Origin of the sequence: Burkholderia sp. BCC1640 (assembly GCF_902833125.1) — a bacterium.
Classification (GTDB): Bacteria; Pseudomonadota; Gammaproteobacteria; order Burkholderiales; family Burkholderiaceae; genus Burkholderia; species Burkholderia diffusa.
On record NZ_CADFEF010000046.1, the window covers coordinates 1 to 20,080 of the forward strand.

Genomic DNA, 20,080 nt, shown 5'->3' on the forward strand with positions numbered 1-20,080 from the left:
AGCCCTCGTCACGCCAGAAATCGATTCGCATACGTTCTTCAGGTTGAAGTTGTTGGTACGTTCTCTTTGCCATTCGCGGACATTACCGGATGGCGAGAGTGTTGCACTTCAGATTTGAGGCCGCCCAGACATGCCCCCACGGATCGCACGGAATCCTCACCGACGACTTTGTTGTCGGCATATAATTTTTCGCAACAATCGTGCATATAGATGCATCGATTCCGACCCCGGCCTACCCTCCCTTCGCGTTCGCAACCATGTCATCCCGCTCGTCCAGTCCGGCGTCGCTCCGCGTCACGCCGGATCTCGTTGACGCACACATTCTCGTCGTAGATGACCGACCGAACGACCTGCGGCTCCTGACGGAGATCCTGCGTTCCGCGCGCTGCCGGATCAGCGTCGCGTTCGATGGTCTGCAGGCCTATCACCGTGCGCAGGCGATCACGCCCGACCTGATCCTGATGGATGTGCGGATGCCGCGCATGGACGGCTTCGCCGCGTGCCGGCTGCTGGCCTCGACGCCGTCGACGCAGAACATTCCCGTCATCATCCTGACTGCCGCGAGCGATCTCGAGGATCGCATCGCGGGGCTCGAAACCGGTGCGCTCGACTACATCGTGAAGCCGTTCGAACCGGTCGAGGTCATTGCACGGATCCGCAATCATCTGAAACGGGCGCGACGCAGCCAGCCGTTCGCGCACTTGCCCAAGCTGCGCGACCACCCCGACGCCGCGCTGGTGCGCGCGGCAAGCGACATCCTGCTGCGCGAGCTGCGCAACCCGCCCGGGCTCGACGAACTCGCGAGGCAGGTCGGCACGCACGAAAAACGGCTGTCGCGCGTGTTCCGCGATCATCTCGGCCAGACCGTATTCGAATACCTGCGCGACACGCGGCTGCGCGCCGCGAAACACTTTCTCGCCGAGACGTCGATGGGCATCGGCGACATCGCCGAGGAGATCGGCTTCTCGACGCCGGGCAACTTCGCGACGGCGTTTCGCGAACGGTTCGGCATCACGCCGTCGGACTGGCGGCGTCAGCGGCCGACGGTCGATGTTCCGCCGCCGTCGCATGACTGCCCGCGCGATGCATAGGCGTCGCACCTCGGGCTGGCACGCGATGGTGCTGCTGCTGACGGCACTGGTGCTCGCCTGCGCGACACACCGGGCCACCGCGACGGAAAACCCCGCACAGCTGGACGCCGTCTCGTTGCTCGAAGATCCGGGCGCGCAGTTGTCAGTCGACCAGGCCGCCGCACGGCTCGCCGAGCCTCAACGTCGTGCTGCCGCGGCGGCGCGACCGTCGTTCAACATCGAATTCTCACGCTCCGCTTGGTGGGTCGGCGCGACGCTGGTCAACCGCGACCGCGTCGAACAGCCGCTGGTGCTCGCGATCCGCGACGCACGCGTCGACCGTGCCGATTTCTACGTCGGGCACGGCGGCACCTGGACGCTCGCCGGCCGCTTCCCGGCCGACGAAAATGGCATGAGCCGGCCGGCGTCCCGGTATCCGGTGCTCGATGCAACGCTGCGCCCGGGCGAACGGTTGCCCGTCCTGATCCGCATCACGTCGCGCAAGGAACTGCGGCTCGCGCCGAGCGCCTTCACGCGCGACGCATGGCAGGCCCACGAGCTGCACGCAACCATGTGGAACTTCGGCTTTCTCGGCGGGCTGCTCGCGCTCATGTGGTGTGCGCTGCTGATCGGGTTTTTCTCCCGCAGCGGCATGTTCGTCGTGCTGGCCATGCTCGCGTTGAACACGACGCTGTTCGAGGCAACCTACCGCGGCTACACCGCGCTGTATCTGTGGCCCGCCGCACGCGAATGGTCGGCGCGCGGCGAGGTGATCTTCGTCTACCTGTCGATCGTGTGCTTCATCGCGTTCATCCTGACGGTCGCCCATCGCGAGAAGGCACGCATCCCGTTCCGCGCGATCTACGCGGGGTTCATCGCGCTCGAGTGCGCGGGCATCGTCGGGGCCGCATGCGGCGACCTGCTCACGTTTACGTGGTTCTGCCTGCGGCTGAACGCCGTGCTGGCGATCGTGAACCTCACCCTCGCGCTGACGCTCGCGATTCGCCGGACGCCGACGGGCCGCGTGATGCTGATCGCGATCGCGTTCGCGAGCTTCAACATGGTGATCCGCATTCTCGATGGCAAGGACGCGATCCCGGCCTGGCTGTTCTGGATCAAGTCCGACATCTATCCGAACCCCGTTATCGCGATCATCGGTCTTGCCACGCACCTGCTGGTGCTGGCCGCGTGGATCAACCACGTGGGCCGTCAGCGCACCGAAGCACGCAAGCGTCTCGAGCAGTGGCAGCTCACCGAACAGGATCGCCTGCGCGACGAAGTCGCGAAACGCACGGTCGCGCTCAACGACGCGCTGCAACAGGTTCGCATGCACATGCAGCAGAAGATCGAGACGCTCGGCTACGTGAGCCACGACCTGCGCGCGCCGCTGTCGACGATCAACGGCTACGCGAAGCTGCTGCTGCAAGGCGCGACGCGCAGCCAGGCGCGGCTGATCCGCTCGATCGACCGCAGCATCCGCTACCAGCTCACGCTGATCGACGAATTGCTGCAATACACGAAGGCGGAGTTGCAGCCGCTCGGCATTTCGCCGCACGCGACCGACCTGCCCGGCCTGCTGAACGACATCGGCGACTATGCGGTCGCGCTGTGTTCCCAGCAGGACAACCGGTTCGACTACCGGCCGCTGACGCCGTTGCCGCGCAAGCTGTCGATCGACGGCATTCGGCTGCAGCAGGTGCTGCTCAACCTGCTGTCGAACGCGTCGAAGTTCACGCGCGACGGCACGGTCACGCTGTCGGTCGGCGCGTATCCGGAAGGCGATGCATGGCGGATCATGTTCGAGGTCGCCGACACCGGAATCGGCATCGACATCGGCAAGACCACCGACATCTTCCGTGCATACCAGCAGGTGCAGGCGGTGAACGGCGGCACCGGACTCGGCCTGTTCATCGCGCAGCGGATCGTCGGCGCGATGCGCGGCGAGCTGGCCGTGTCGAGCCAGCCGGGTGTCGGCACGTCGTTCACGTTCCAGATCGTGGCGCCCGCGATCGGCCGCGCGATGATCCCAGCGTCGGCGCTCGTACGCACCGCCGAACCCGCCGATCCGACCGGGCCCGTGCCGGACGCACACGCGATGCGCTGTCCGCCTGCCGACGCGCTCCACGAGCTGGCCGTGCTCGCGAGCGAAGGCCGCCTCACCGATATCGAGGAATGGCTCGGACAGCACGCGCATGCACCACGGCATGCCGCGTTCGTGCAGGCAATGCGGGACCGCCTGGACGTGCTGGATCTGCACGCGATCGAACGACTCGCCGAGTCGCTGAAGCAGACGGGCATCGCGGATGCGTCGTTCGACGTGGAACCCGACATGGCCGGGCCGGGCTGATTGCAACGCACGCGCCGCTGTCGCGCGACGCGCATTCGCGAATCGGTCAAACGCGACTGGCGGCCGCGCCGAAGCGCCGTTGACAGCCACCAACGGCGACGGCGCAAGCGATGCCGGCCAACGAAGAAGCCCGCCAAACGCGCGCCGGCATCACGCCGAACGTTGCAGACGCAACAACCTGCGCATCGTCGAACCGAGCGCCGCATCATCACGCGACGCGGCGGGCGTCACCTGCGCGGCATCGCGCCTCCGCCGTTTCGGATCGAGCCCGGTCCCACCGCTACGCCGCCGCGCCGCGTGCCGCTCGATGACCCGCTGCAGCAGACAGAACACGCACAGCAGCGCGCCGATCACGATCCGCGTCCACCACGAACTCAGCGTGCCGTCGAACGTGATCAGCACCTGGATCGTGCCGAGAATACCGACGCCGAACACCGACCCGATCACGTACCCCACCCCGCCCGTGAGCAGCGTGCCGCCGATCACGGTCGCGGCGATCGCGTCGAGCTCCATCCCCTGCGCCTGCAGTCCGTAGCCGGACAGCACGTACAGCGTGAACACCACACCGCCGAGCGCCGAACAGAAGCCGCTCAGCGCATACACGCCGACCTTCGTGCGCGCGACCGGCAACCCCATCAGCAGCGCCGATCGCTCGTTGCCGCCGACCGCATACACGTTGCGGCCGAAGCGCGTGAAATGCGCGAAGTAAATCGCGGCGGCCAGCGTCGCGAGCGCGATCAGCGCGCCCGCGCTCAGCGTCCCGCCGCCGACCGGCACGCTGATGCCCGCGAGCGCATGGAAGGTCGGCTCGTTGATCGTGATCGACTGCGTCGTGATCAGGAAGCATGCGCCGCGCGCGAGAAACATCCCAGCGAGCGTGACGATGAACGGCTGCAACCGGAAGTAATGAATCAACGCGCCCATCGCCGCGCCGTACAGCGCGCCAAACACGAGCACGAGCGGGACGATCACCCAGACGGGCCAGTGCAATCGTTCGGCGCCGACCGCGCATAAGATCGTTGTCAATGCAACGACAGAGCCGACAGACAGGTCGATGCCGCCCGACACGATCACGAACGTCATCCCGATCGCGACGATCAGCAGGAATGCGTTGTCGACGAGCAGCCCGGTCAGCACTTGCATCGAGAAGAAGCCCGTGTACATCACGGATCCGAAGCTGAACAATGCGGCGAACAGCACGATCGTCACGACGATCGGCAGCGTGCGCGGGTCGGTAAACCGTGCGAGGAATCGGTTCATCGCGGCGTGGCTCCGGTGGTGGTGCGCGAACGGATGGAAGACAGCAGTCGCGACGCATGCTGGATCACCAGCGCGTGCGCCGCGTCCGACTGGATCAGCGTCACGACGATCACGACGAGCGCCTTCACGACGAGCGTCGCCTCCGGTGGCACGCCGATCGAATAAGTCGTGTAGGTGAGCGTCTGGATGATCAGCGCGCCAAGCACGGAGCCCGCGAGGCTGAAGCGGCCGCCGAGCAGCGACGTGCCGCCGAGCGTCACCGCGAGGATCGCGTCGAGCTCGAGCAGCAGCCCCGCGTTGTTGCCGTCGGCACTGCGCACGTTCGAGCTGGCGAGGATGCCGGCGAGCGCCGACATCACGCCGGAGAACAGATAGACGCCGAACACGACCGCCCCCGCGCGCAGCCCGACGAGCCGCGTCGCGACCGGGTTCACGCCGATCGCGCGGATGAACAGGCCGAGCGCCGTGCGGTTCACCAGCAGCGCGGTCGCCGCGATCGTCGCGATCGCGATCCAGACCGAGCACGGCACGGCCGCGAGATACCCGCCGCCGAGCTCGAGGTAGCCCGGCGCGCCGATCGGGATGATCTGTCCGCCGGTCAGCAACTGCGCGATGCCGCGTCCGGCGACCATCAGGATCAGCGTCGCGATGATCGGCTGCATCCCGACGAACGCGACGAGCACGCCGTTCCATGCGCCCGCGAGCAACCCGACGCCGAGCGCGGCGGCCAGCGCCGTACCGACCCGCGTCGGATCGCCGTCGAGCACGATCGCCGCGGCCGCGCCGGCGATCGCGACGATCGCGCCGACCGAGATGTCGATCCCGCGCGTCGCGATCACGAGCGTCATGCCGAGCGACACGATCACGAGCGGCGCCGCGCGATTCAGGATGTCGATCGGCGCGCCGAACAAGTGGCCGTCGAGCACCGCGATCGACAGGAAGCCCGGCCGATACGCGACGTCGAGCGCGAACAGCAGCGCGAGCGTCAGCACCGGCCACACGAGCGGATGGCGAAGCAACGTGCGTAACCGGATCATGACCGGCCTCCCGCGATCAATTGATACACGTGTTCCTCCGACGCCTCGGCACCGGTCAGTTCGGCGACCTTGCGGCGATCGCGCAGCACCGCGATCCGGTGGCTCACGCGCACCACTTCGCTGATTTCCGACGAGATGAACAGGATCGCGAGCCCCTGCGCGCACAACGCAAGCACGCGCTCCATGATGTCGAATTTCGCGGCGACGTCGATGCCGCGCGTCGGCTCGTCGAGGATCAGCAGCTTCGGCTCCGTCGCGAGCCAGCGCGCGAGCAGCACCTTCTGCTGGTTGCCGCCGGACAGCAGCCCGATCGGCTGTTCCGCGTCGCGCGCTTTGATGCCGAGCCGCGCGATGTACGTCTCCGCGAGTTCGCGCTGGCGCGCGCGGCTGATCAGCCGCCACCAGCCGCGCCGCGCCTGCAATGCGAGGACGATGTTTTCGCGGATCGACAACGCCGCTACGATCCCCTCCTTCTTGCGATCCTCCGGGCAATACGCGATCCCGTTGCGAACGGCATCGTGCGGCGACGCGAGCCGCTTGCGCGTGCCGTCGATCTCGATCGCACCGGTGTCGGTGCGCTCGGCCGCGAACGCGAGCCGCGCGGTTTCCGTGCGCCCCGAGCCGAGCAGCCCGGCCAGCCCGACGATTTCGCCGGGCCGCACGTCGAGATCGAGCGGGCTCATCATCCCGCGCCGGCCGGCCTGTTGCATCGACAGGAACGGCGCGGCCGCGTCGGCGTCGCGCTGCACGGCCGCCGCGCCCGCTTGCAGAGTGCCGGACATCGGTTCGCGGCCGGTCATTTTCGCGACGAGCATGTCGACCGGCAGGTCGCGCGCGAGATACTCGCCCTCGCGCTCGCCGTTGCGCATCACGGTGATCCGGTCGGACACCGCATAGGTCTGTTCGAGAAAGTGCGTGACGAACAGGATCGCCATCCCCGACGCCTTCAGTCGGCGCAGCACGTCGAAGAGCCGCGCGACCTCGCCGTCGTCGAGGCTCGACGTCGGTTCGTCGAGAATCAGCACGCGCGCATCGACCGACACGGCCCGTGCGATCGCGACCATCTGCTGCACCGCGATCGGATACGCGTCGAGCGAACGCGTGACGTCGAGCGACAGGTCGAGCTCGGCGAGCGCATCGCGCGCCCGCGCATGGATCGTCTTCCAGTCGATCGCGCCGCGCCGCATCGGCTGCCGACCCGCGAAGATGTTCTCGGCGACCGACAGGTTCGCGCACAGGTTCACTTCCTGGTACAGCGTCTGGATCCCGGCCGCCTCGGCCTCGCGCGGCGCGGCGAACCGAACCGGCGCGTCGCCGACGCGAATCTCGCCCGCGTCGTGCGCATGCACGCCTGTCAGCACGTTGATCAGCGTCGACTTGCCCGCGCCGTTCTGGCCCATCAGTGCATGAATTTCGCCCGGAAACAACCGGAAGTTCACGCGCTGCAGCGCGTTCACGCCCGGGAACGCCTTGTCGATGCCGATCATCTCGACCACCGGCGGATTCGTCATGGATCGCCCTCGATTCGAGGCGGACGGCGGACGGCGGCAACCGCGCCGCCGCCCGCGTCCGCCGGGACTCAGTACTTGCGGGTCGGCAGCACCTGCGCCGCGACGCTCATCGGGAACACCGTCTCGTTCGTGACGATGCGCTTCGGCAACTGCTTGCCGGCGACCACGTCCTTCACCGCGGTCATCAGTTGCGGGCCGAGCAGCGGGCTGCATTCGACGTCGACGTTGATCTTGCCGGCGACCATCGCCTGGAAGCCGCCCTTGGTCGCGTCGAACGACACGACACTCACGTCCTTGCCGGGCTTGATGCCGGCCTCTTCCATCGCCTGGATCGCGCCGAGTGCCATGTCGTCGTTGTGCGCGTAGACGACGTTGATCTGCTTGCCGTACGTCTTCGCGAACGCTTCCATCACCTGCTTGCCGCCGGCAAGCGTGAAGTCGCCGCTTTGCGACGCGATCACCTTGAACTTCGGATTGTTCTTGATCACTTCGAGCAGGCCCGCGCGGCGGTCGTTGGCCGGTGCGGAGCCGACCGTGCCCTGCAGCTCGACGATGTTGATCGGGCCCGCATCGTTCTTGAAGCGCTCTTCCATCCAGTGGCCGGCACGCCGCCCTTCCTCGAGGAAGTCGGAACCGATCATCGTCACGTACAGCGACGGATCCTTCACGTCGACGCCGCGATCGGTCAGGATCACCGGAATATGGGCCGCCTTCGCTTCGGTCAGCACCGGCTCCCAGCCCGACTCGACAACCGGCGAGAACGCGATCACGTCGACCTTCTGCGCGATGAACGAACGGATCGCGCGGATCTGGTTCTCCTGCTTCTGCTGCGCGTCCGAGAATTTCAGGTTGATGCCGGCATCCTTCGCCGCGCTCTTCACCGACACGGTGTTCGCGGTGCGCCACGCGCTTTCCGCGCCGACCTGCGAGAACCCGAGCGTGATCGGCTTTTGCTGCGCGTGCGCGCCCGACGCGAATACCGTCGCCGCGGCGACGAGCGCACCGGCCGTCAGCTTCCTGATGAATGTCATGGTCCGTCTCCGATGATGTCGTTGTATGTCGCGGCCCGGCCTGGCGCGGTGCCGTGCTGTTGTGGTTCTGCGTGGCGCGGACGCGGTTCGGGGCGGTGCCGGCCGGCGCATGCGGCCGGCCCGGTATGTACGCCCCGGATCAGTCTAGAAACAAGTCCGATAACCTTCCAATGAAATATTGGATTGAAGCGATATCGGTATCGGCATACGTATAAACACCTAGCGCTCATCTTCGCCTGCCGCGACCGCTTCGACGTCGATGGGGCGGCGCATCCGGCGGCGGCGCACGGATCTTGCTGTCGCCCTTGCAAGCGCCGTTCGCGCCCCGCGACGGCCGCTCCGACAACAAGGAGAACAACGATGCCCGCCGTGCGTGAACCCCCGATCGCCGCACATGGAAACGCTCGTCCGCTGGCGCCTCGCGCCATGAAGAAGCGCGCGTCCCGGCGCGGCTCCGGCACCGAAACCGGCGATCGTTCGGCCGCGCCGCTGCGCCATGTCGACGACCGGCATCCCGGCTACACGCGCCGGCGGTTGCGCCACGGCTTCGCGTACTACACGCAGGACGGCGTCCGGATCCGCGACGCCAACGAAATCGCCCGCATCGATGCGCTCGCGATTCCGCCGGCGTATACCGACGTCTGGATCTGCATGGACCCGCGCGGCCACTTGCAGGCGACGGGGCGCGATGCGCGCGGGCGCAAGCAGTATCGCTATCACCCGCAGTGGCGCGAGACGCGCGACGCGAACAAGTACGCGCGGATGGCGGCCTTCGCCCGCGCGCTGCCGCGCGACAAGATCGTCGCGACGATCGTCCGGCTGCTCGACACGACGCTCGCGCGGATCGGCAACGCCGAATATGCACGCGAGAACGCGTCGTACGGACTGACGACGCTGCGCAAGCGCCACGTGACGATCCGGCCGGGACAGGTTCGCCTGCGCTTCACGGGCAAGAGCGGCATCGAGCATGACGTGACCGTGGAAGATCCGCGCGTCGGCCGGATCGTGCGGCGCTGCGCGGAGTTGCCCGGGCACGAGTTGTTTCAATATGTGGACGACGACGGCGCACGTCATTCGATCGGCTCGTCCGACGTGAACGATTATCTGCGCGAAGCGGCAGGCGCGGAGTTCACCGCGAAGGATTACCGGACCTGGGCGGGCAGCGTTCAGGCGCTGGCGTTGCTGCGGCGCATCCCGCATGAGGACGTCACGCAGGCGCGCAAGCAGATCGTCGAAACGGTGCGGGCCGTCGCCGACATATTGCGCAACACGCCGGCCGTATGCCGGCGCTGCTACATCCACCCGGCGGTGCTCGATGCGTTCGAAGCCGGGATGCTCGCGGCGCTGGAGGTACGCCGCTCGCCGCGAGGGCTGCGCGTGGACGAGGCCGCGTTCGCGGCGTTGCTCGAACAGGCGGTGCGTTGATCGTCGAAGAAGTCAAGAAAATGACATGCCCGATACAGCGGCACACACCACTCAACGCCCGACAGAATTCGCAGCACTGCGAAAGATCAACGGACGCTCGTCCTGTCGCCCTGCCCGCCGCGCGAACTGCACGGCCTGCTCGACCCGGCCGTGATGCGGAGACTTCGCGCAGACCGGATCGGCCTGCGCCGGATCGCCGGCCAGCATGTACGCCTGGCAGCGGCACCCGCCATGATCCGCATGGCGCTCGTCACAGGTGCGGCACGGGTCGCGCATCCAGCCGTCACCGCGAAACGCGTTGAACGCGTCGCTTTCGTACCAGATGTCCTTCAGCGACCGGTCGCGCACGTTCGGCAGCACGAGGCCGGGCAACCCGCGCGCGGCATGGCACGGCAGTGCGGTGCCGTCCGGTGCGACGCCGAGGAACACCGAGCCCCAGCCGTTCATGCAGGCCTTCGGCCGCTGCTCGAAGTAGTCGGGCACGACGAACAGGATCTTGCACCGTTCGCCGACGAGCTTGCGGTAGCGGTTGACCGTTTCCTCCGCTTCGCGCAGTTGTTCGGCGGTCGGCATCAGCTGATCGCGATTCAGCATCGCCCAGCCGTAGTACTGCGTATTCGCGAGTTCGAGAAAATCCGCGCCGAGGTCGAGCGCCATCTCGATGATCTGGCCGACGTGCGGCAGGTTGTACCGATGCAGCACGCAGTTCAGCACCATCGGATAGCCGTGCGACTTGATCAGCCGCCCGACGCCGCGCTTGAGGTCGAAGGTGCGCGTGCTGGTCAGGAAGTCGTTCAGCTCGCGCGTCGAATCCTGCAGCGACAACTGGATATGATCGAGCCCGACCGCCTTGAGCCGGTCGATGCGCGTGGCATTCAGGCCCACGCCGGACGTGATCAGGTTGGTATAGAAACCCAGCGACCGCGCATGCTCGACCAGCACCTCCAGGTCGCTGCGCTGCAGCGGTTCGCCGCCGGAAAAGCCGATCTGCGCGGCGCCGAGCGCGCGCGCGTCGCTGATCACCGTGCGCCATGCGTCGGTATCGAGCTCCGCGCCGTGCGTCGCGAAATCGACCGGGTTGTAGCAGAACGCGCAGTGCAGCGGACAGCGGTACGTGAGTTCGGCAAGCAGCCAGAGCGGCGCGGACGGCCGGTTCGGAGGAGGGGTCATGTCCATGTCAGTCGAGCCAGCCGCGCAGTCGCGCATGATCGAGGAAGCGATAGACGTCCGACGCAAGGTCCGACGTGCTGAACAGCCGCTCGAGTTCGTCGATGATGTCGTCGAGCTCGCGCGTGCCGTCGCAGCGCGCGAGGATCTCGCCCGCGCTCGGGTTGAGCCGGACCATGCCCTCCGGGTACAGGAGCACGTACGCATCCTGGGCCGCCTCCCACTGCAGGCGGTACATGCCCCTCAGCGAGGGGCGCAGCGGCACGCCGCTGACGGTGTCGTTGGAGTTCATGCGGGATACGCCTTTTCAATCGCATCGAGAATCGACCACAGCACATCCAGCTTGAACGACAGGATGTCGAGCGCGCGCCGTTGCGCGTCCGGTGTCGTGAAATGGTTCAGCGTCACCGCGAGCCCGTGTTCGACGTCGCGCTGCGCGAGCGGCACGCGGCTGCGGAAATACTGCAGCCCGGCCGCCTCGATCCACGGATAGTGGGACGGCCAGCCCGCGAGCCGGTCGAGGTGGATCTGCGGCGCGAACATCTCGGTCAGCGACGAGCACACGGCTTCCTGCCACGGCGCGCGCCGCGCGAAATTAACGTAGGCGTCGACCGCGAACCGCACGCCTGGCAGCACATGCTCGAGCGACCACAACTCCGCGCGCTCGATGCCGACCGCCTCACCGAGCCGCGCCCATGCCTCGATCCCGCCTTCCTGGCCGCCGTGACCGTCGTGGTCGAGAATCCGCTCGACCCACAGCCGGCGCGTGTCGCGATCCAGGCAATTGGACAGGATCGCCGCGTCCTTCAGCGGAATGCTGATCTGATAGTAGAAGCGGTTCGCGACCCAGCCGCGAATCTGCGCCGGTGAACACGCGCCGCTATTCAGGCGGCGGTTGAATGGATGGTGGATGTGATAGCGCGATTCGAGCGCGCGCAGGCGCGCCTCGAACTCCTGCGCACTCCAGGGCGTCGCGTGCAGCGCTGCGGCGGGAATCGGTGCGTTCATGGTCAGACCTCGAATTGCATGCCGTCGTGGGCGACCTCGATGCCGTGCTCGCGCAATTGCGCGCGCTGCGCGGAACCGGGGTCGAGAATCGGATTCGTGTTGTTGATGTGCGTGAGGACCTTGCGCGTGTGCGTCGGCAACAGCCGAAGGCGGTCGATCATGCCCGGCCTCGCCGCGTCGCCGCACTGCTCGAGATGCCCCATGTCGGCCGCGTGCTTCGACGACAGGCCGAGGTCGATCATCTCCGTGCCGGTCCAGAACGTGCCGTCCACCAGCACGAGGTCGGCGTCGCGCATCGCGGCGCGCACGCCGTCGTCGACGTCGGCGAGCCCCGGCGCATAGAACGCCTGTCGGCCGCTCGTCGTATCCTCGATCAGGAGTGCGATGTTGTCGCCCGGCACGCTCGCCTCCCGGCGCGGCGAATAAGGCGGCGGCTTGCTGTCGACCGGCACGGCGGTGAAGCGGATGCCGCCGGCGCCCGGTATCGCGAACGGTTCGCCCGGTGCGATCGTGTGAACGTCGACGCCGCAGTAGTGGTCGAGCAGCGGCACGAGCGGCAGCCCGGTCGACAAGTCGTCGAGCACCGGGGCGCTCGCATACAGCGGCAGCGGCGACGTGCGTTCGCGCAGCATCAGCAGGCCCGTCACATGATCGATCTGCGCGTCGCACAGCACGACGGCGACGATCGCGCTGTCACGGATCGCGCGAGCCGGCTGCAGGTCGGGGGCGGCGCGCAGCTGCGCGAGGATGTCCGGCGACGCGTTCACCAGCACCCAGTCGACGCCGTCGCCGCTGACGGCGATCGACGATTGCGTGCGCGGCACGATGCCGTCGGTGCTGGCCCGCGCGCGACGGCAGTTGCCGCAGTTGCAGTTCCATTGCGGCAGTCCGCCGCCGGCGCCCGAGCCGAGTATCTTGATCTTCATCTGCGTGTGCTCCCGGTGCCGCCCGCATCGTGTCCGTCGATGCGGGCGGCACAGCGCGCGTCGATCAGCGGTTGGCGATGTACATCGTGATTTCGAAACCGAAGCGCAGGTCGGTATAGGCCGGGGTGGTCCATTGCATGATGTGTCTCCTTGTTGAGTGGGTGAGTCGAAAAAACCGCATCGATCGAGCGGCCGATACCCATTGAGCAAGGAGCGTGCCGGGGCGGGACTTGCGTCGCGCGGCGGCGTGCGAAAGCATGCGACAGCCGCCGGGTGGTCACGGCACCGTCATTCTTACGATTATCCAACGACAATATTTCAGAAACCGTCTGGCGACGATTCATGTGACGCACGGCCGGTTGAGCAAGTGTTGAATCCTTGAACACCGGGTGTCGCAACCTGACACACCGGTGTGACAGTCGCGGCTTGCGTCACGGTTCGTCCCGCTCCAGTGCATCCGGGCCTGCGGCCGGCATCTTGCGGTAGATCGTATTGCGCGATACGCCGAGCGCGCGTGCGGCGGCCGACACGTTGCCGCCGTGACGCGCGAGCGCGGCCGCGATCGCGGAGGCGGCCACGTCCTGCAGCCGCGCATCGCAGGCCGCGGTGGCGAACGCTGGCGCTTCCGATGCGAGCGGCGCAGGCGTACAGGCCTCTTGCGCTGTCGGACGGCCGTCGCGCCGCACGTCGTCGAAGAAGTCGTCCGGCAAATGCTCGCAGCAGATCTCGCAATCGTCGTCGACCATCGCGGCCGCCGTGCGCAGCAGGTTCGCGAGCTGCCGGAAGTTGCCCGGCCACGCGCAGCGCTCGAACAGCGCCATCACGTCGGGCGCGACGCTCAACGGCCGGCGCCCGGGCCCCGACAACGTCTCCCGTTGCAGCATCTTCTGGACGACCACCGCGAGGTCCGTGCGGTCGCGCAGCGGCGGCAGGCGCACGACGAGGCCATTGAGCCGGTAGTACAGATCTTCGCGAAAGCGGTTCTGCGCGATCATGTCGCGCAGGTCGCGGTGCGTCGCGCAGATGATCGCGATGTCGACGCCGATCGCCTTCGTCGAGCCGAGCGGGTTGACGACGCGCTCCTGCAGCACGCGCAGCAGCCGCACCTGCAGCGGATACGGCATGTCGCCGATTTCGTCGAGAAACAGCGTGCCTCCGTTGGCCTGCAGCAGCTTGCCGGTCGCGCCCTTGCGGCGCGCGCCGGTAAACGCGCCTTCCTCGTAGCCGAACAGCTCGGATTCGATCAGCGTCTCCGGTATCGACGCGCAGTTGACCGCGACGAACGGCCCGTCGCGGCGGGGCGAGTCGTTGTGGATCGCCTGCGCGAGCAGTTCCTTGCCGGTGCCCGTCTCGCCGGTGATCAGCACAGGAATGTCCTTACCGATGACCTTGCGGACCTTCGCGATCACCGCCGCCACCTGCGGATCGCCGGTGTCGAGATAGCTGAGCCGCGACAGGCTCGCCGCGCCCTGCGCGGCAGGCGGCCGCGCGGCCGACGCGGCGCCGTCGTGCACCTCGGCCGGCCGGCTGCCCTCGGCCCGCAACGCGCGCCGGAACTGCACGCGCGCGCAGACCACCGCGCCGTTGCCGAGGTTCAACGACACGTGCTGCTCGGTGCTCGCGCGCATCCGGTCGATCAGTTGCGCGCTCGTCACGTCGAACAGCGACGCGAGCGTATGCGCGCGCAACGCGGCGAGCGGCATCCCGAGCTGGAACTGCGCGCTGCGATTGGCCGACAGGAAGCGCCCGTCGGCGGTGAACGCGACGATCCCTTCCATCAATGTTCCGAGGAATTCGGGGCGGCCGTGAAACGACACCTGCAGCGTTTCCTGGAACGTCGTCGTGAACAGGTGATTCTCGATCATCTGCACCGACATCTTCGCGAGCGCCATCGTGTGCTGGTGATAGCTGCGATGATCGCCCGTCACGTCGAGCACGCCGATCGCGTCGCCGTACGGGTCGAGGATCGGCACGCTCGAGCAGGTCAGGAAATGGTTCGCGGCCAGGAAGTGCTGGTCGCCGTGCACGACCATCGGGCACAGCTCCGCGAGCGCGGTGCCGATCGCGTTGGTGCCCTGCCGGCTCTCCGCCCAGTTCGCGCCGGGGCGCAGCGCGACCCGTTCGGCGCGCCGCAAAAAGTCGTCGTCGCCGATCGAATGCAGGATCAACCCTTCCGCATCGGTCAGCACGATCATGCTCTGCGTATTGACGATCTGCTCGTGCAGCGTCTCCATTACGGGCATCGCATGCACGCACAGCACGCGGTTCTGCTCGCGCTTGAGCGCCAGCGCGGCGCCGGACAGCAGGTCGTAGTCGGGACGTGCAGACGCCTGCAGGCCGAACGTCTCGGACCGCTCATGGGACTTCTGGATCGTCGGCGTCGGCCAGCCGGGCGCATGCGTGGCCCGTGCGTTGGCCGTCGGATGAACGTCATCGCGCATTGTCTCCTCCGGGGATCCTTCCGGTCGGTGCCGGACTTTGTGCTGGATCAAGCAAACTTCGGGCCACGCTGTCGGCTGCGCTTGCGTCGGACGCCGCGCATCGTCACTTGCCGCAAACCGAAATCAAAATGAAAGCAACGCCGATTGCATACGATGCAGGCGACGCGCCGGGACGCAATATCGCGATTCCGCCCGCCGCCGCTGCCCGATCGATCCCGATCGTGGTCGCTGGCGCGATTCTGGCTTTGACCTGAGTCAAGCCCCGGCCTGTTGTCGGGTTCTCCCGGATCCACCCGTTACGGCGTTGACCCGTCACCCTCTTTCCGACACGACATGACGCAGCGACTGCTCCGCTCCGCTTCCGCGCCCCGACCTGCCCTGTCCCGCGACGCATGCCGGATCGCGTGGACCGAATTCGGCAACCCGCACGGCGATCCGGTCGTCGTGCTGCACGGCGGGCCCGGCAGCGGGAGCCGACCGGCGGTGCTCGGCCTATTCGACCTGACACGCATGCGCGTCGTGCTGGTCGACCAGCGCGGCGCCGGCGCATCGACGCCGCGCGGCGGCCTGCGTCACAACAACACGATGCGCCTGGTCGGCGATCTCGACGCGCTGCGTGCACGGCTCGGCATCGCGCGCTGGTGCGTCGTCGGCGGTTCGTGGGGCGCGGCGCTCGCGCTCGCCTACGCGGGACGGCATCCGTCGCACGTGACGGGCGTCGTGCTGCGCGGGTTGTTTCTGACGTCGTCGCGCGAAGTGCGCGGCCTGTTCGTCGGCACGCGCGCACGAGCGCCGCGGGCCTGGCAGCGCCTGACGGCCGCCGCCGGCACCGCGCGCGCCGATCGCCTGATCGCCTGCTGCGCGCGGCGTCTCCAGCCAAGCGCCGGTGCGGCGCGGCAACGCACGGTCGCGCTCGCGTGGAACGCGTATGAGGATGCGATCCTGACCGGGCGGCCGGCGCGCGGCGCGCGACCGACGCAACCGGCCATCGACCGGCTGATCGACAAATACCGGATCCAGGCGCACTACCTCCAGCGCAACTGCTGGCTCGGGGAGCGCCGCTTGCTGACGCTGGCGCGACAGGCCGCGCAAGCCGGCGTGCCGTTGCATGCCGTGCACGGCACGCGAGACCGCGTGTGCCCGGTCGACAACGTCGATCGGCTCGCGCGCGCGGTGCCGGCGGCCGTCGTCGAGCGCGTGCCGGCCGGGCATCTCATGAGCGACGACGCCATCGCGCGTGGCGTCGCTCGCGCGGTCCGTAAGATGCTCGACGTCACGGCAGCGGGCGCACCGCAACACGCCGAGCCGCCCGTTCAGTCCCACGCGTAGCGGGCGCCCACCCACGCGCCGCGCGGCGCGCCCGGCCCGACGAACTGCTCGTTGACGGGGTTGAGTCCGTCGAACGAATGATTCGGACCGTTGAAGAAATTCCGGCCGAGCATCCCGAAGCTCGCGTAATGCTTGTCGAGCAGGTTGGTGATCGACGCGAACAGCTGCAGGCGCTTCGTCACCTGCCACGTCGTATCGAGGTCGATCAGGACATAGCCGGGCACCTTCCCGTTCGCGTCCTGGTTGTTCTCGTCGCCGCGCGCGAACACCCCGCTGCGATACGTGATGTTGGTGCCGACGTTCCACTTCGGCGTCGCCGCATAGTCGAGCCTCAGCTTCACGGTGCTCGACGGAATCCCGGGAATGCGGTCGCCGGAGCGAACGACGATGTTGCCTTGCACATTGGCGCTCGAATTGCTCGCGCTGCTTTCGGTCCACGTCGAACGGTAGGTGGCGTCGACATAGCTGTAGCTGACACCGATCCCGACCGGCCCCAGCTGCGTATGGCCCGCCAGCTCGAAGCCTTGCCGGCGCGTCTTGCCGACGTTCTGGAAATAGCCGAGCGTGCTCGCGCCGCCGTTGCTGCTGATGAACTGGATGTCGTCGTCGAGCGTCGTGCTGTAGACGGCCGCGCTCCACGTCGTCGCCTCACCGCTTCGGCCGCGCGCGCCCAACTCGACCGTCTTCGCGATCACCGGCTTCAGCGCCGGGTCGGCGAGAAAGTCGTTCGGCAAGGAGCACGGCGCGGCCGGATCGGCGCATGCGAGCTCGATCGCTGTCGGCGAGCGCATTCCTTCGTTGTACGTCGCATATGCGGTGAAGCCGGGCACCGGATTCCACGTGACGCCGACGGCCGGATTGAACCGCGAGAACGTATGACGCGCGGTGAGCAACGGCTGCAGGCCGCTCGCGTCCTCGATCGCCGCGCGCGACCAGTTGTAGCGGCCGGCCAGTGTCAGCGACCATTGCCGCGTCAGCGCCAGCGTGTCGTCGAAGTAGACGCCGTAGCTGGCGTTGCGCGTCTTCGCGCGCGTCTTCCGGGTGAAGTCGCCGATGCCGACCGTCGCACGCGCATCCGTGAACATCGCATCCTGCGACGACTGATCGAAGCCCGAATTCGCAAGATCCGCTGACGCGCCCACGCCGAACTGGTTGTCCATGCCCGCGAGCTTGCCGAGCAGCGTCAATTGCACGTTCGCGCCGTAGCTGTCGGTCGTGATCACCGAGCGGTCGTTGGTCGCCTGCACGGCGTCGGTGGCGCCGCTCCCGTCGACGCTGCCGAAATCGTCGTTCACGTTGCTGCTGGTGTTGGTGTTGCGGTAATGCCGGTAATAGACGTTGCCGCTGAGCTGCACGTGATCTCCGAATGAATGGTCGCCCGACACGGTGACGTACGCGGCGCTGTTGCGATTCAGGTCTGGATAGGTATAGGCCTGCGCGCGATTGTCGAGAAACGAGCGCGGAATCGTCTGCGAGCCTTGCAGCGCATTGTCCGCACCGCCGGCCGAGATCGACAGCGTCGTATCGGCGTCGGTATAGCGCAGCTTGCCGAATCCCTGCCGCATGCGGCTCGCATTGTGATCGGCCCAGCCGTTGTCGTTCGCAACGTTGCCCGTCACGTAGTAGTCGAGGTTGCCGCCGATGCGCCCGCCCTGCTCGATCTGCGCGGTCTTGCGTCCCCAGGAGCCGACCGACACCTGTGCGGCACCGCCCGGGCTCGTCTTGCCGTTCTTCGTCGTGATCGCGAGCGCGCCGCCGAGCGTGTTGAGCCCGTAGGTCGGATTCGAACCGGGGATCAACTGCATCGTGTCGATCGCCACCTGCGGGATGAGATCCCAGTTCACGACGTCGCCGAACGGCTCGTTCACGCGCACGCCGTCGACGAACACCGACAGCCCCTGCGGCGTGCCGACGACCGGCGATGCCGTGAAGCCGCGATAGTTCACGTCCGTCTGGTACGGATTGCCCTGCGCCTCGTTGATATCGACGCTCGACACGTTCTTCTCGAAGTAGTCGGTCAGTACGCCGCCGTGCTGACGCGTGATGTCCTCGCCGCGAATCGTCTGGACGTTGGCCGGCACGCGCGACAGCGGCGTGCCGATCCCGAGCAGCGGCGTCGTGCCGACGACGACGATCGGCGCGAGCGTCGGCGCATCGACGTTGCCGGCTGGTTCGACCTGCGCCGACGCCGGCGTCAGCCAGCCGCCGAGCATGCCGCCGAAGCACAGCGTGACGCCCGCGCGCCGGGCGACGAAGCGGCGCTTCGCCCCATCCGTTTCCTTCATCTCCACGTCTCCTCTTTTCTTGTCTTATCTTCGTTATATCGTTATCCGTACCGATATGTCGGGGACGTCTCAGCTGACGTCTGTCGCCTCACCGCGCCGTACCGGCATCGCCGTCCGCCGTCGCGATCGCCACATGCGCGACACGCGCGCGCCCGATCGACGCGATGACACCGGCCACGGTGCCGAATGCCTCGTTGCGGTCCGCGTGCAGGCTGACGCTCGTCCGCGGGTCGCGCGCGACGCGGCGTGCCAGCACGGCTTCGACCTCGGCTGGCGTGACCTGTGCGCCGTCGATACGGACCGCGCCGTGCGCGTCGACGGTCACGGTGACGGTCGATGCATGCATGTCGCGCGCCGGGGAGGCCGCCTTCGGCAGGTCGATGCGGACCGCATGCGTCATCAGCGGCGCGGCGACCATGAAAATCACCAGCAACACGAGGACGACGTCGACGAGCGGCGTCACGTTGATCTCGCCGAGCGGTTCGCCCTCGTCGGCTTCGCGGCTATCCGTCCTCATACGGCCGCCCGACGCACGGCGACCGCGTTACTCGCGACCGGGAGCGCGGCATGCACCGGCGCGTCGATCCTGAACCGCCGCTGCTCGGCCAGCGCGATCAGGTCCTGCCCGAACTCGTCGAGCCCGGCCGTCACGGTCTTGAGCCGCCGCAGGAACAGGTTGTACGCCAGCACGGCCGGAATCGCGACGCCGATGCCGATGCCGGTCGCGACCAGCGCCTGCCCAATCGGCCCCGCGATCGCATCGATGCCGTTCGTGGCCGACGCCGTCATCGACTGCAACGTATGGACGATGCCGAACACGGTGCCGAACAGCCCGACGAACGGCGCGACGTTCGCGATCGACGCGAGCACGGTATGCCCTCGCTCAAGCGACCGCTGCGCGCGCCGGATCTCGCGCGCGAGCGTGCGTTCGAGCAGATCGCGACGATCCCACGCGACCAGCGCGGCAGGTGCGTGCGGCTCGGGCGCGTCGAGATCGCGCAATGCGATGCACACGGCACCTTGCAGACGCGCGTTCAGGCTGGTGGCCGCATCGTCGTCCGTCGGCATCGACAGCGCCGGGCGATCGCCGCGGCGCGCGGCAAAACGGCGGTTGCCGAACGCGACGCGCGCATACAGCAGCGTCTTGACGACGATCAGCGTCCAGGTGAGCGCCGACAGCACCGCGAGGAGTGCAAATGCGCCGACGACTGCGTAGTGGATGTAATCTGACATGACGGATTCC

18 protein-coding genes are annotated in these 20,080 nt (G+C 67.5%); 5 read left to right on the forward strand and 13 right to left on the reverse strand.

Going from position 1 to position 20,080, the window contains the following annotated elements; all coding sequences use genetic code 11:
* Positions 1-257 precede the first annotated feature (257 nt).
* Complete coding sequence (locus HWX25_RS30600; protein ID WP_175912260.1) at positions 258-1,091, forward strand: response regulator; 834 nt, start codon at positions 258-260, stop codon at positions 1,089-1,091.
* On the forward strand, positions 1,084-3,417 hold the full coding sequence (locus tag HWX25_RS30605; protein ID WP_175912261.1) for a sensor histidine kinase: 2,334 nt from the start codon (positions 1,084-1,086) through the stop codon (positions 3,415-3,417). The genes HWX25_RS30600 and HWX25_RS30605 overlap by 8 nt, the downstream gene beginning before the upstream one ends.
* 150 nt (positions 3,418-3,567) lie before the next feature.
* Here the strand turns inward: HWX25_RS30605 and yjfF are convergent, their stop codons facing one another.
* The 4 genes from yjfF to HWX25_RS30625 form a co-directional block, all read right to left on the reverse strand.
* On the reverse strand, positions 3,568-4,677 hold the full coding sequence (gene yjfF / locus HWX25_RS30610) for a galactofuranose ABC transporter, permease protein YjfF (protein WP_175912262.1): 1,110 nt from the start codon (positions 4,675-4,677) through the stop codon (positions 3,568-3,570).
* Positions 4,674-5,714, reverse strand: a complete 1,041-nt coding sequence (locus HWX25_RS30615; protein WP_175912263.1) for an ABC transporter permease — start codon at positions 5,712-5,714, stop codon at positions 4,674-4,676. The genes yjfF and HWX25_RS30615 overlap by 4 nt, the downstream gene beginning before the upstream one ends.
* On the reverse strand, positions 5,711-7,225 hold the full coding sequence (locus tag HWX25_RS30620; RefSeq protein WP_059529185.1) for a sugar ABC transporter ATP-binding protein: 1,515 nt from the start codon (positions 7,223-7,225) through the stop codon (positions 5,711-5,713). Before HWX25_RS30620 ends, HWX25_RS30615 begins: the two co-directional genes overlap by 4 nt.
* A gap of 68 nt (positions 7,226-7,293) precedes the next feature.
* On the reverse strand, positions 7,294-8,256 hold the full coding sequence (locus HWX25_RS30625) for an ABC transporter substrate-binding protein (RefSeq protein ID WP_059529188.1): 963 nt from the start codon (positions 8,254-8,256) through the stop codon (positions 7,294-7,296).
* A 426-nt stretch (positions 8,257-8,682) separates the two neighbouring features.
* Here HWX25_RS30625 and HWX25_RS30630 point away from each other — a divergent pair, with 426 nt between their 5' ends.
* The gene (locus HWX25_RS30630; protein WP_175912264.1) at positions 8,683-9,681 is read left to right on the forward strand and encodes a DNA topoisomerase IB; all 999 of its coding nucleotides are present in this window, start codon (positions 8,683-8,685) and stop codon (positions 9,679-9,681) included.
* Between the two features lie 51 nt (positions 9,682-9,732).
* On the opposite strand, the gene pqqE is transcribed toward HWX25_RS30630, so the two are convergent.
* The 6 genes from pqqE to HWX25_RS30660 form a co-directional block, all read right to left on the reverse strand.
* On the reverse strand, positions 9,733-10,851 hold the full coding sequence (pqqE, locus tag HWX25_RS30635; protein WP_175912265.1) for a pyrroloquinoline quinone biosynthesis protein PqqE: 1,119 nt from the start codon (positions 10,849-10,851) through the stop codon (positions 9,733-9,735).
* A 7-nt stretch (positions 10,852-10,858) separates the two neighbouring features.
* Positions 10,859-11,140: a pyrroloquinoline quinone biosynthesis peptide chaperone PqqD gene (gene pqqD, locus HWX25_RS30640; RefSeq protein ID WP_175912267.1), complete on the reverse strand. Its 282-nt coding sequence runs from the start codon at positions 11,138-11,140 to the stop codon at positions 10,859-10,861.
* Positions 11,137-11,856: a pyrroloquinoline-quinone synthase PqqC gene (pqqC, locus tag HWX25_RS30645; RefSeq protein WP_175912269.1), complete on the reverse strand. Its 720-nt coding sequence runs from the start codon at positions 11,854-11,856 to the stop codon at positions 11,137-11,139. Before pqqC ends, pqqD begins: the two co-directional genes overlap by 4 nt.
* Positions 11,857-11,858: 2 nt before the next feature.
* The gene (gene pqqB / locus HWX25_RS30650; RefSeq protein WP_175912271.1) at positions 11,859-12,782 is read right to left on the reverse strand and encodes a pyrroloquinoline quinone biosynthesis protein PqqB; all 924 of its coding nucleotides are present in this window, start codon (positions 12,780-12,782) and stop codon (positions 11,859-11,861) included.
* Between the two features lie 64 nt (positions 12,783-12,846).
* On the reverse strand, positions 12,847-12,921 hold the full coding sequence (gene pqqA / locus HWX25_RS30655; RefSeq protein ID WP_006410019.1) for a pyrroloquinoline quinone precursor peptide PqqA: 75 nt from the start codon (positions 12,919-12,921) through the stop codon (positions 12,847-12,849).
* A gap of 292 nt (positions 12,922-13,213) precedes the next feature.
* Entirely contained in the window at positions 13,214-15,223 is a 2,010-nt protein-coding gene (locus HWX25_RS30660; RefSeq protein ID WP_175912273.1) for a sigma-54-dependent Fis family transcriptional regulator, read from the reverse strand.
* A 107-nt stretch (positions 15,224-15,330) separates the two neighbouring features.
* On the opposite strand from HWX25_RS30660, the gene HWX25_RS30665 reads away from it, so the two are divergent.
* Both HWX25_RS30665 and HWX25_RS30670 read left to right on the forward strand, forming a co-directional pair.
* The gene (locus HWX25_RS30665; RefSeq protein WP_159085737.1) at positions 15,331-15,477 is read left to right on the forward strand and encodes a hypothetical protein; all 147 of its coding nucleotides are present in this window, start codon (positions 15,331-15,333) and stop codon (positions 15,475-15,477) included.
* A gap of 79 nt (positions 15,478-15,556) precedes the next feature.
* Entirely contained in the window at positions 15,557-16,552 is a 996-nt protein-coding gene (locus HWX25_RS30670; RefSeq protein ID WP_175912275.1) for an alpha/beta fold hydrolase, read from the forward strand.
* Here HWX25_RS30670 and HWX25_RS30675 read toward each other — a convergent pair.
* The 3 genes from HWX25_RS30675 to HWX25_RS30685 all read right to left on the reverse strand — a co-directional run bounded on the left by HWX25_RS30675 (position 16,537) and on the right by HWX25_RS30685 (position 20,070).
* Positions 16,537-18,837 carry a TonB-dependent receptor gene (locus tag HWX25_RS30675; RefSeq protein ID WP_175912277.1) on the reverse strand — a complete coding sequence of 767 codons (2,301 nt, stop codon included), beginning with the start codon at positions 18,835-18,837 and terminating at the stop codon, positions 16,537-16,539. The two genes, HWX25_RS30670 and HWX25_RS30675, sit on opposite strands and share 16 nt — an antisense overlap.
* Before the next feature lie 88 nt (positions 18,838-18,925).
* Entirely contained in the window at positions 18,926-19,354 is a 429-nt protein-coding gene (locus HWX25_RS30680; protein ID WP_175912280.1) for a biopolymer transporter ExbD, read from the reverse strand.
* Positions 19,351-20,070, reverse strand: coding sequence for a MotA/TolQ/ExbB proton channel family protein (locus tag HWX25_RS30685; RefSeq protein WP_175912282.1), 720 nt, complete (start codon positions 20,068-20,070; stop codon positions 19,351-19,353). Before HWX25_RS30685 ends, HWX25_RS30680 begins: the two co-directional genes overlap by 4 nt.
* Between the last annotated feature and the right edge of the window lie 10 nt (positions 20,071-20,080).

Bases quoted from the DNA above. Each gene is read 5' to 3' on its own strand.
- pqqC (WP_175912269.1), bottom strand. From the start codon at position 11,856: ATGAACGCACCGATTCCCGCCGCAGCGCTGCACGCGACGCCCTGGAGT.
- HWX25_RS30680 (WP_175912280.1), bottom strand. From the start codon at position 19,354: ATGAGGACGGATAGCCGCGAAGCCGACGAGGGCGAACCGCTCGGCGAG.
- HWX25_RS30675 (WP_175912277.1), bottom strand. From the start codon at position 18,837: ATGAAGGAAACGGATGGGGCGAAGCGCCGCTTCGTCGCCCGGCGCGCG.
- HWX25_RS30615 (WP_175912263.1), bottom strand. From the start codon at position 5,714: ATGATCCGGTTACGCACGTTGCTTCGCCATCCGCTCGTGTGGCCGGTG.
- HWX25_RS30670 (WP_175912275.1), top strand. From the start codon at position 15,557: ATGACGCAGCGACTGCTCCGCTCCGCTTCCGCGCCCCGACCTGCCCTG.
- HWX25_RS30625 (WP_059529188.1), bottom strand. From the start codon at position 8,256: ATGACATTCATCAGGAAGCTGACGGCCGGTGCGCTCGTCGCCGCGGCG.
- HWX25_RS30605 (WP_175912261.1), top strand. From the start codon at position 1,084: ATGCATAGGCGTCGCACCTCGGGCTGGCACGCGATGGTGCTGCTGCTG.
- HWX25_RS30660 (WP_175912273.1), bottom strand. From the start codon at position 15,223: ATGCGCGATGACGTTCATCCGACGGCCAACGCACGGGCCACGCATGCG.
- pqqB (WP_175912271.1), bottom strand. From the start codon at position 12,782: ATGAAGATCAAGATACTCGGCTCGGGCGCCGGCGGCGGACTGCCGCAA.
- HWX25_RS30600 (WP_175912260.1), top strand. From the start codon at position 258: ATGTCATCCCGCTCGTCCAGTCCGGCGTCGCTCCGCGTCACGCCGGAT.
- yjfF (WP_175912262.1), bottom strand. From the start codon at position 4,677: ATGAACCGATTCCTCGCACGGTTTACCGACCCGCGCACGCTGCCGATC.
- HWX25_RS30685 (WP_175912282.1), bottom strand. From the start codon at position 20,070: ATGTCAGATTACATCCACTACGCAGTCGTCGGCGCATTTGCACTCCTC.
- HWX25_RS30630 (WP_175912264.1), top strand. From the start codon at position 8,683: ATGAAGAAGCGCGCGTCCCGGCGCGGCTCCGGCACCGAAACCGGCGAT.
- pqqD (WP_175912267.1), bottom strand. From the start codon at position 11,140: ATGAACTCCAACGACACCGTCAGCGGCGTGCCGCTGCGCCCCTCGCTG.
- pqqE (WP_175912265.1), bottom strand. From the start codon at position 10,851: ATGACCCCTCCTCCGAACCGGCCGTCCGCGCCGCTCTGGCTGCTTGCC.
- HWX25_RS30620 (WP_059529185.1), bottom strand. From the start codon at position 7,225: ATGACGAATCCGCCGGTGGTCGAGATGATCGGCATCGACAAGGCGTTC.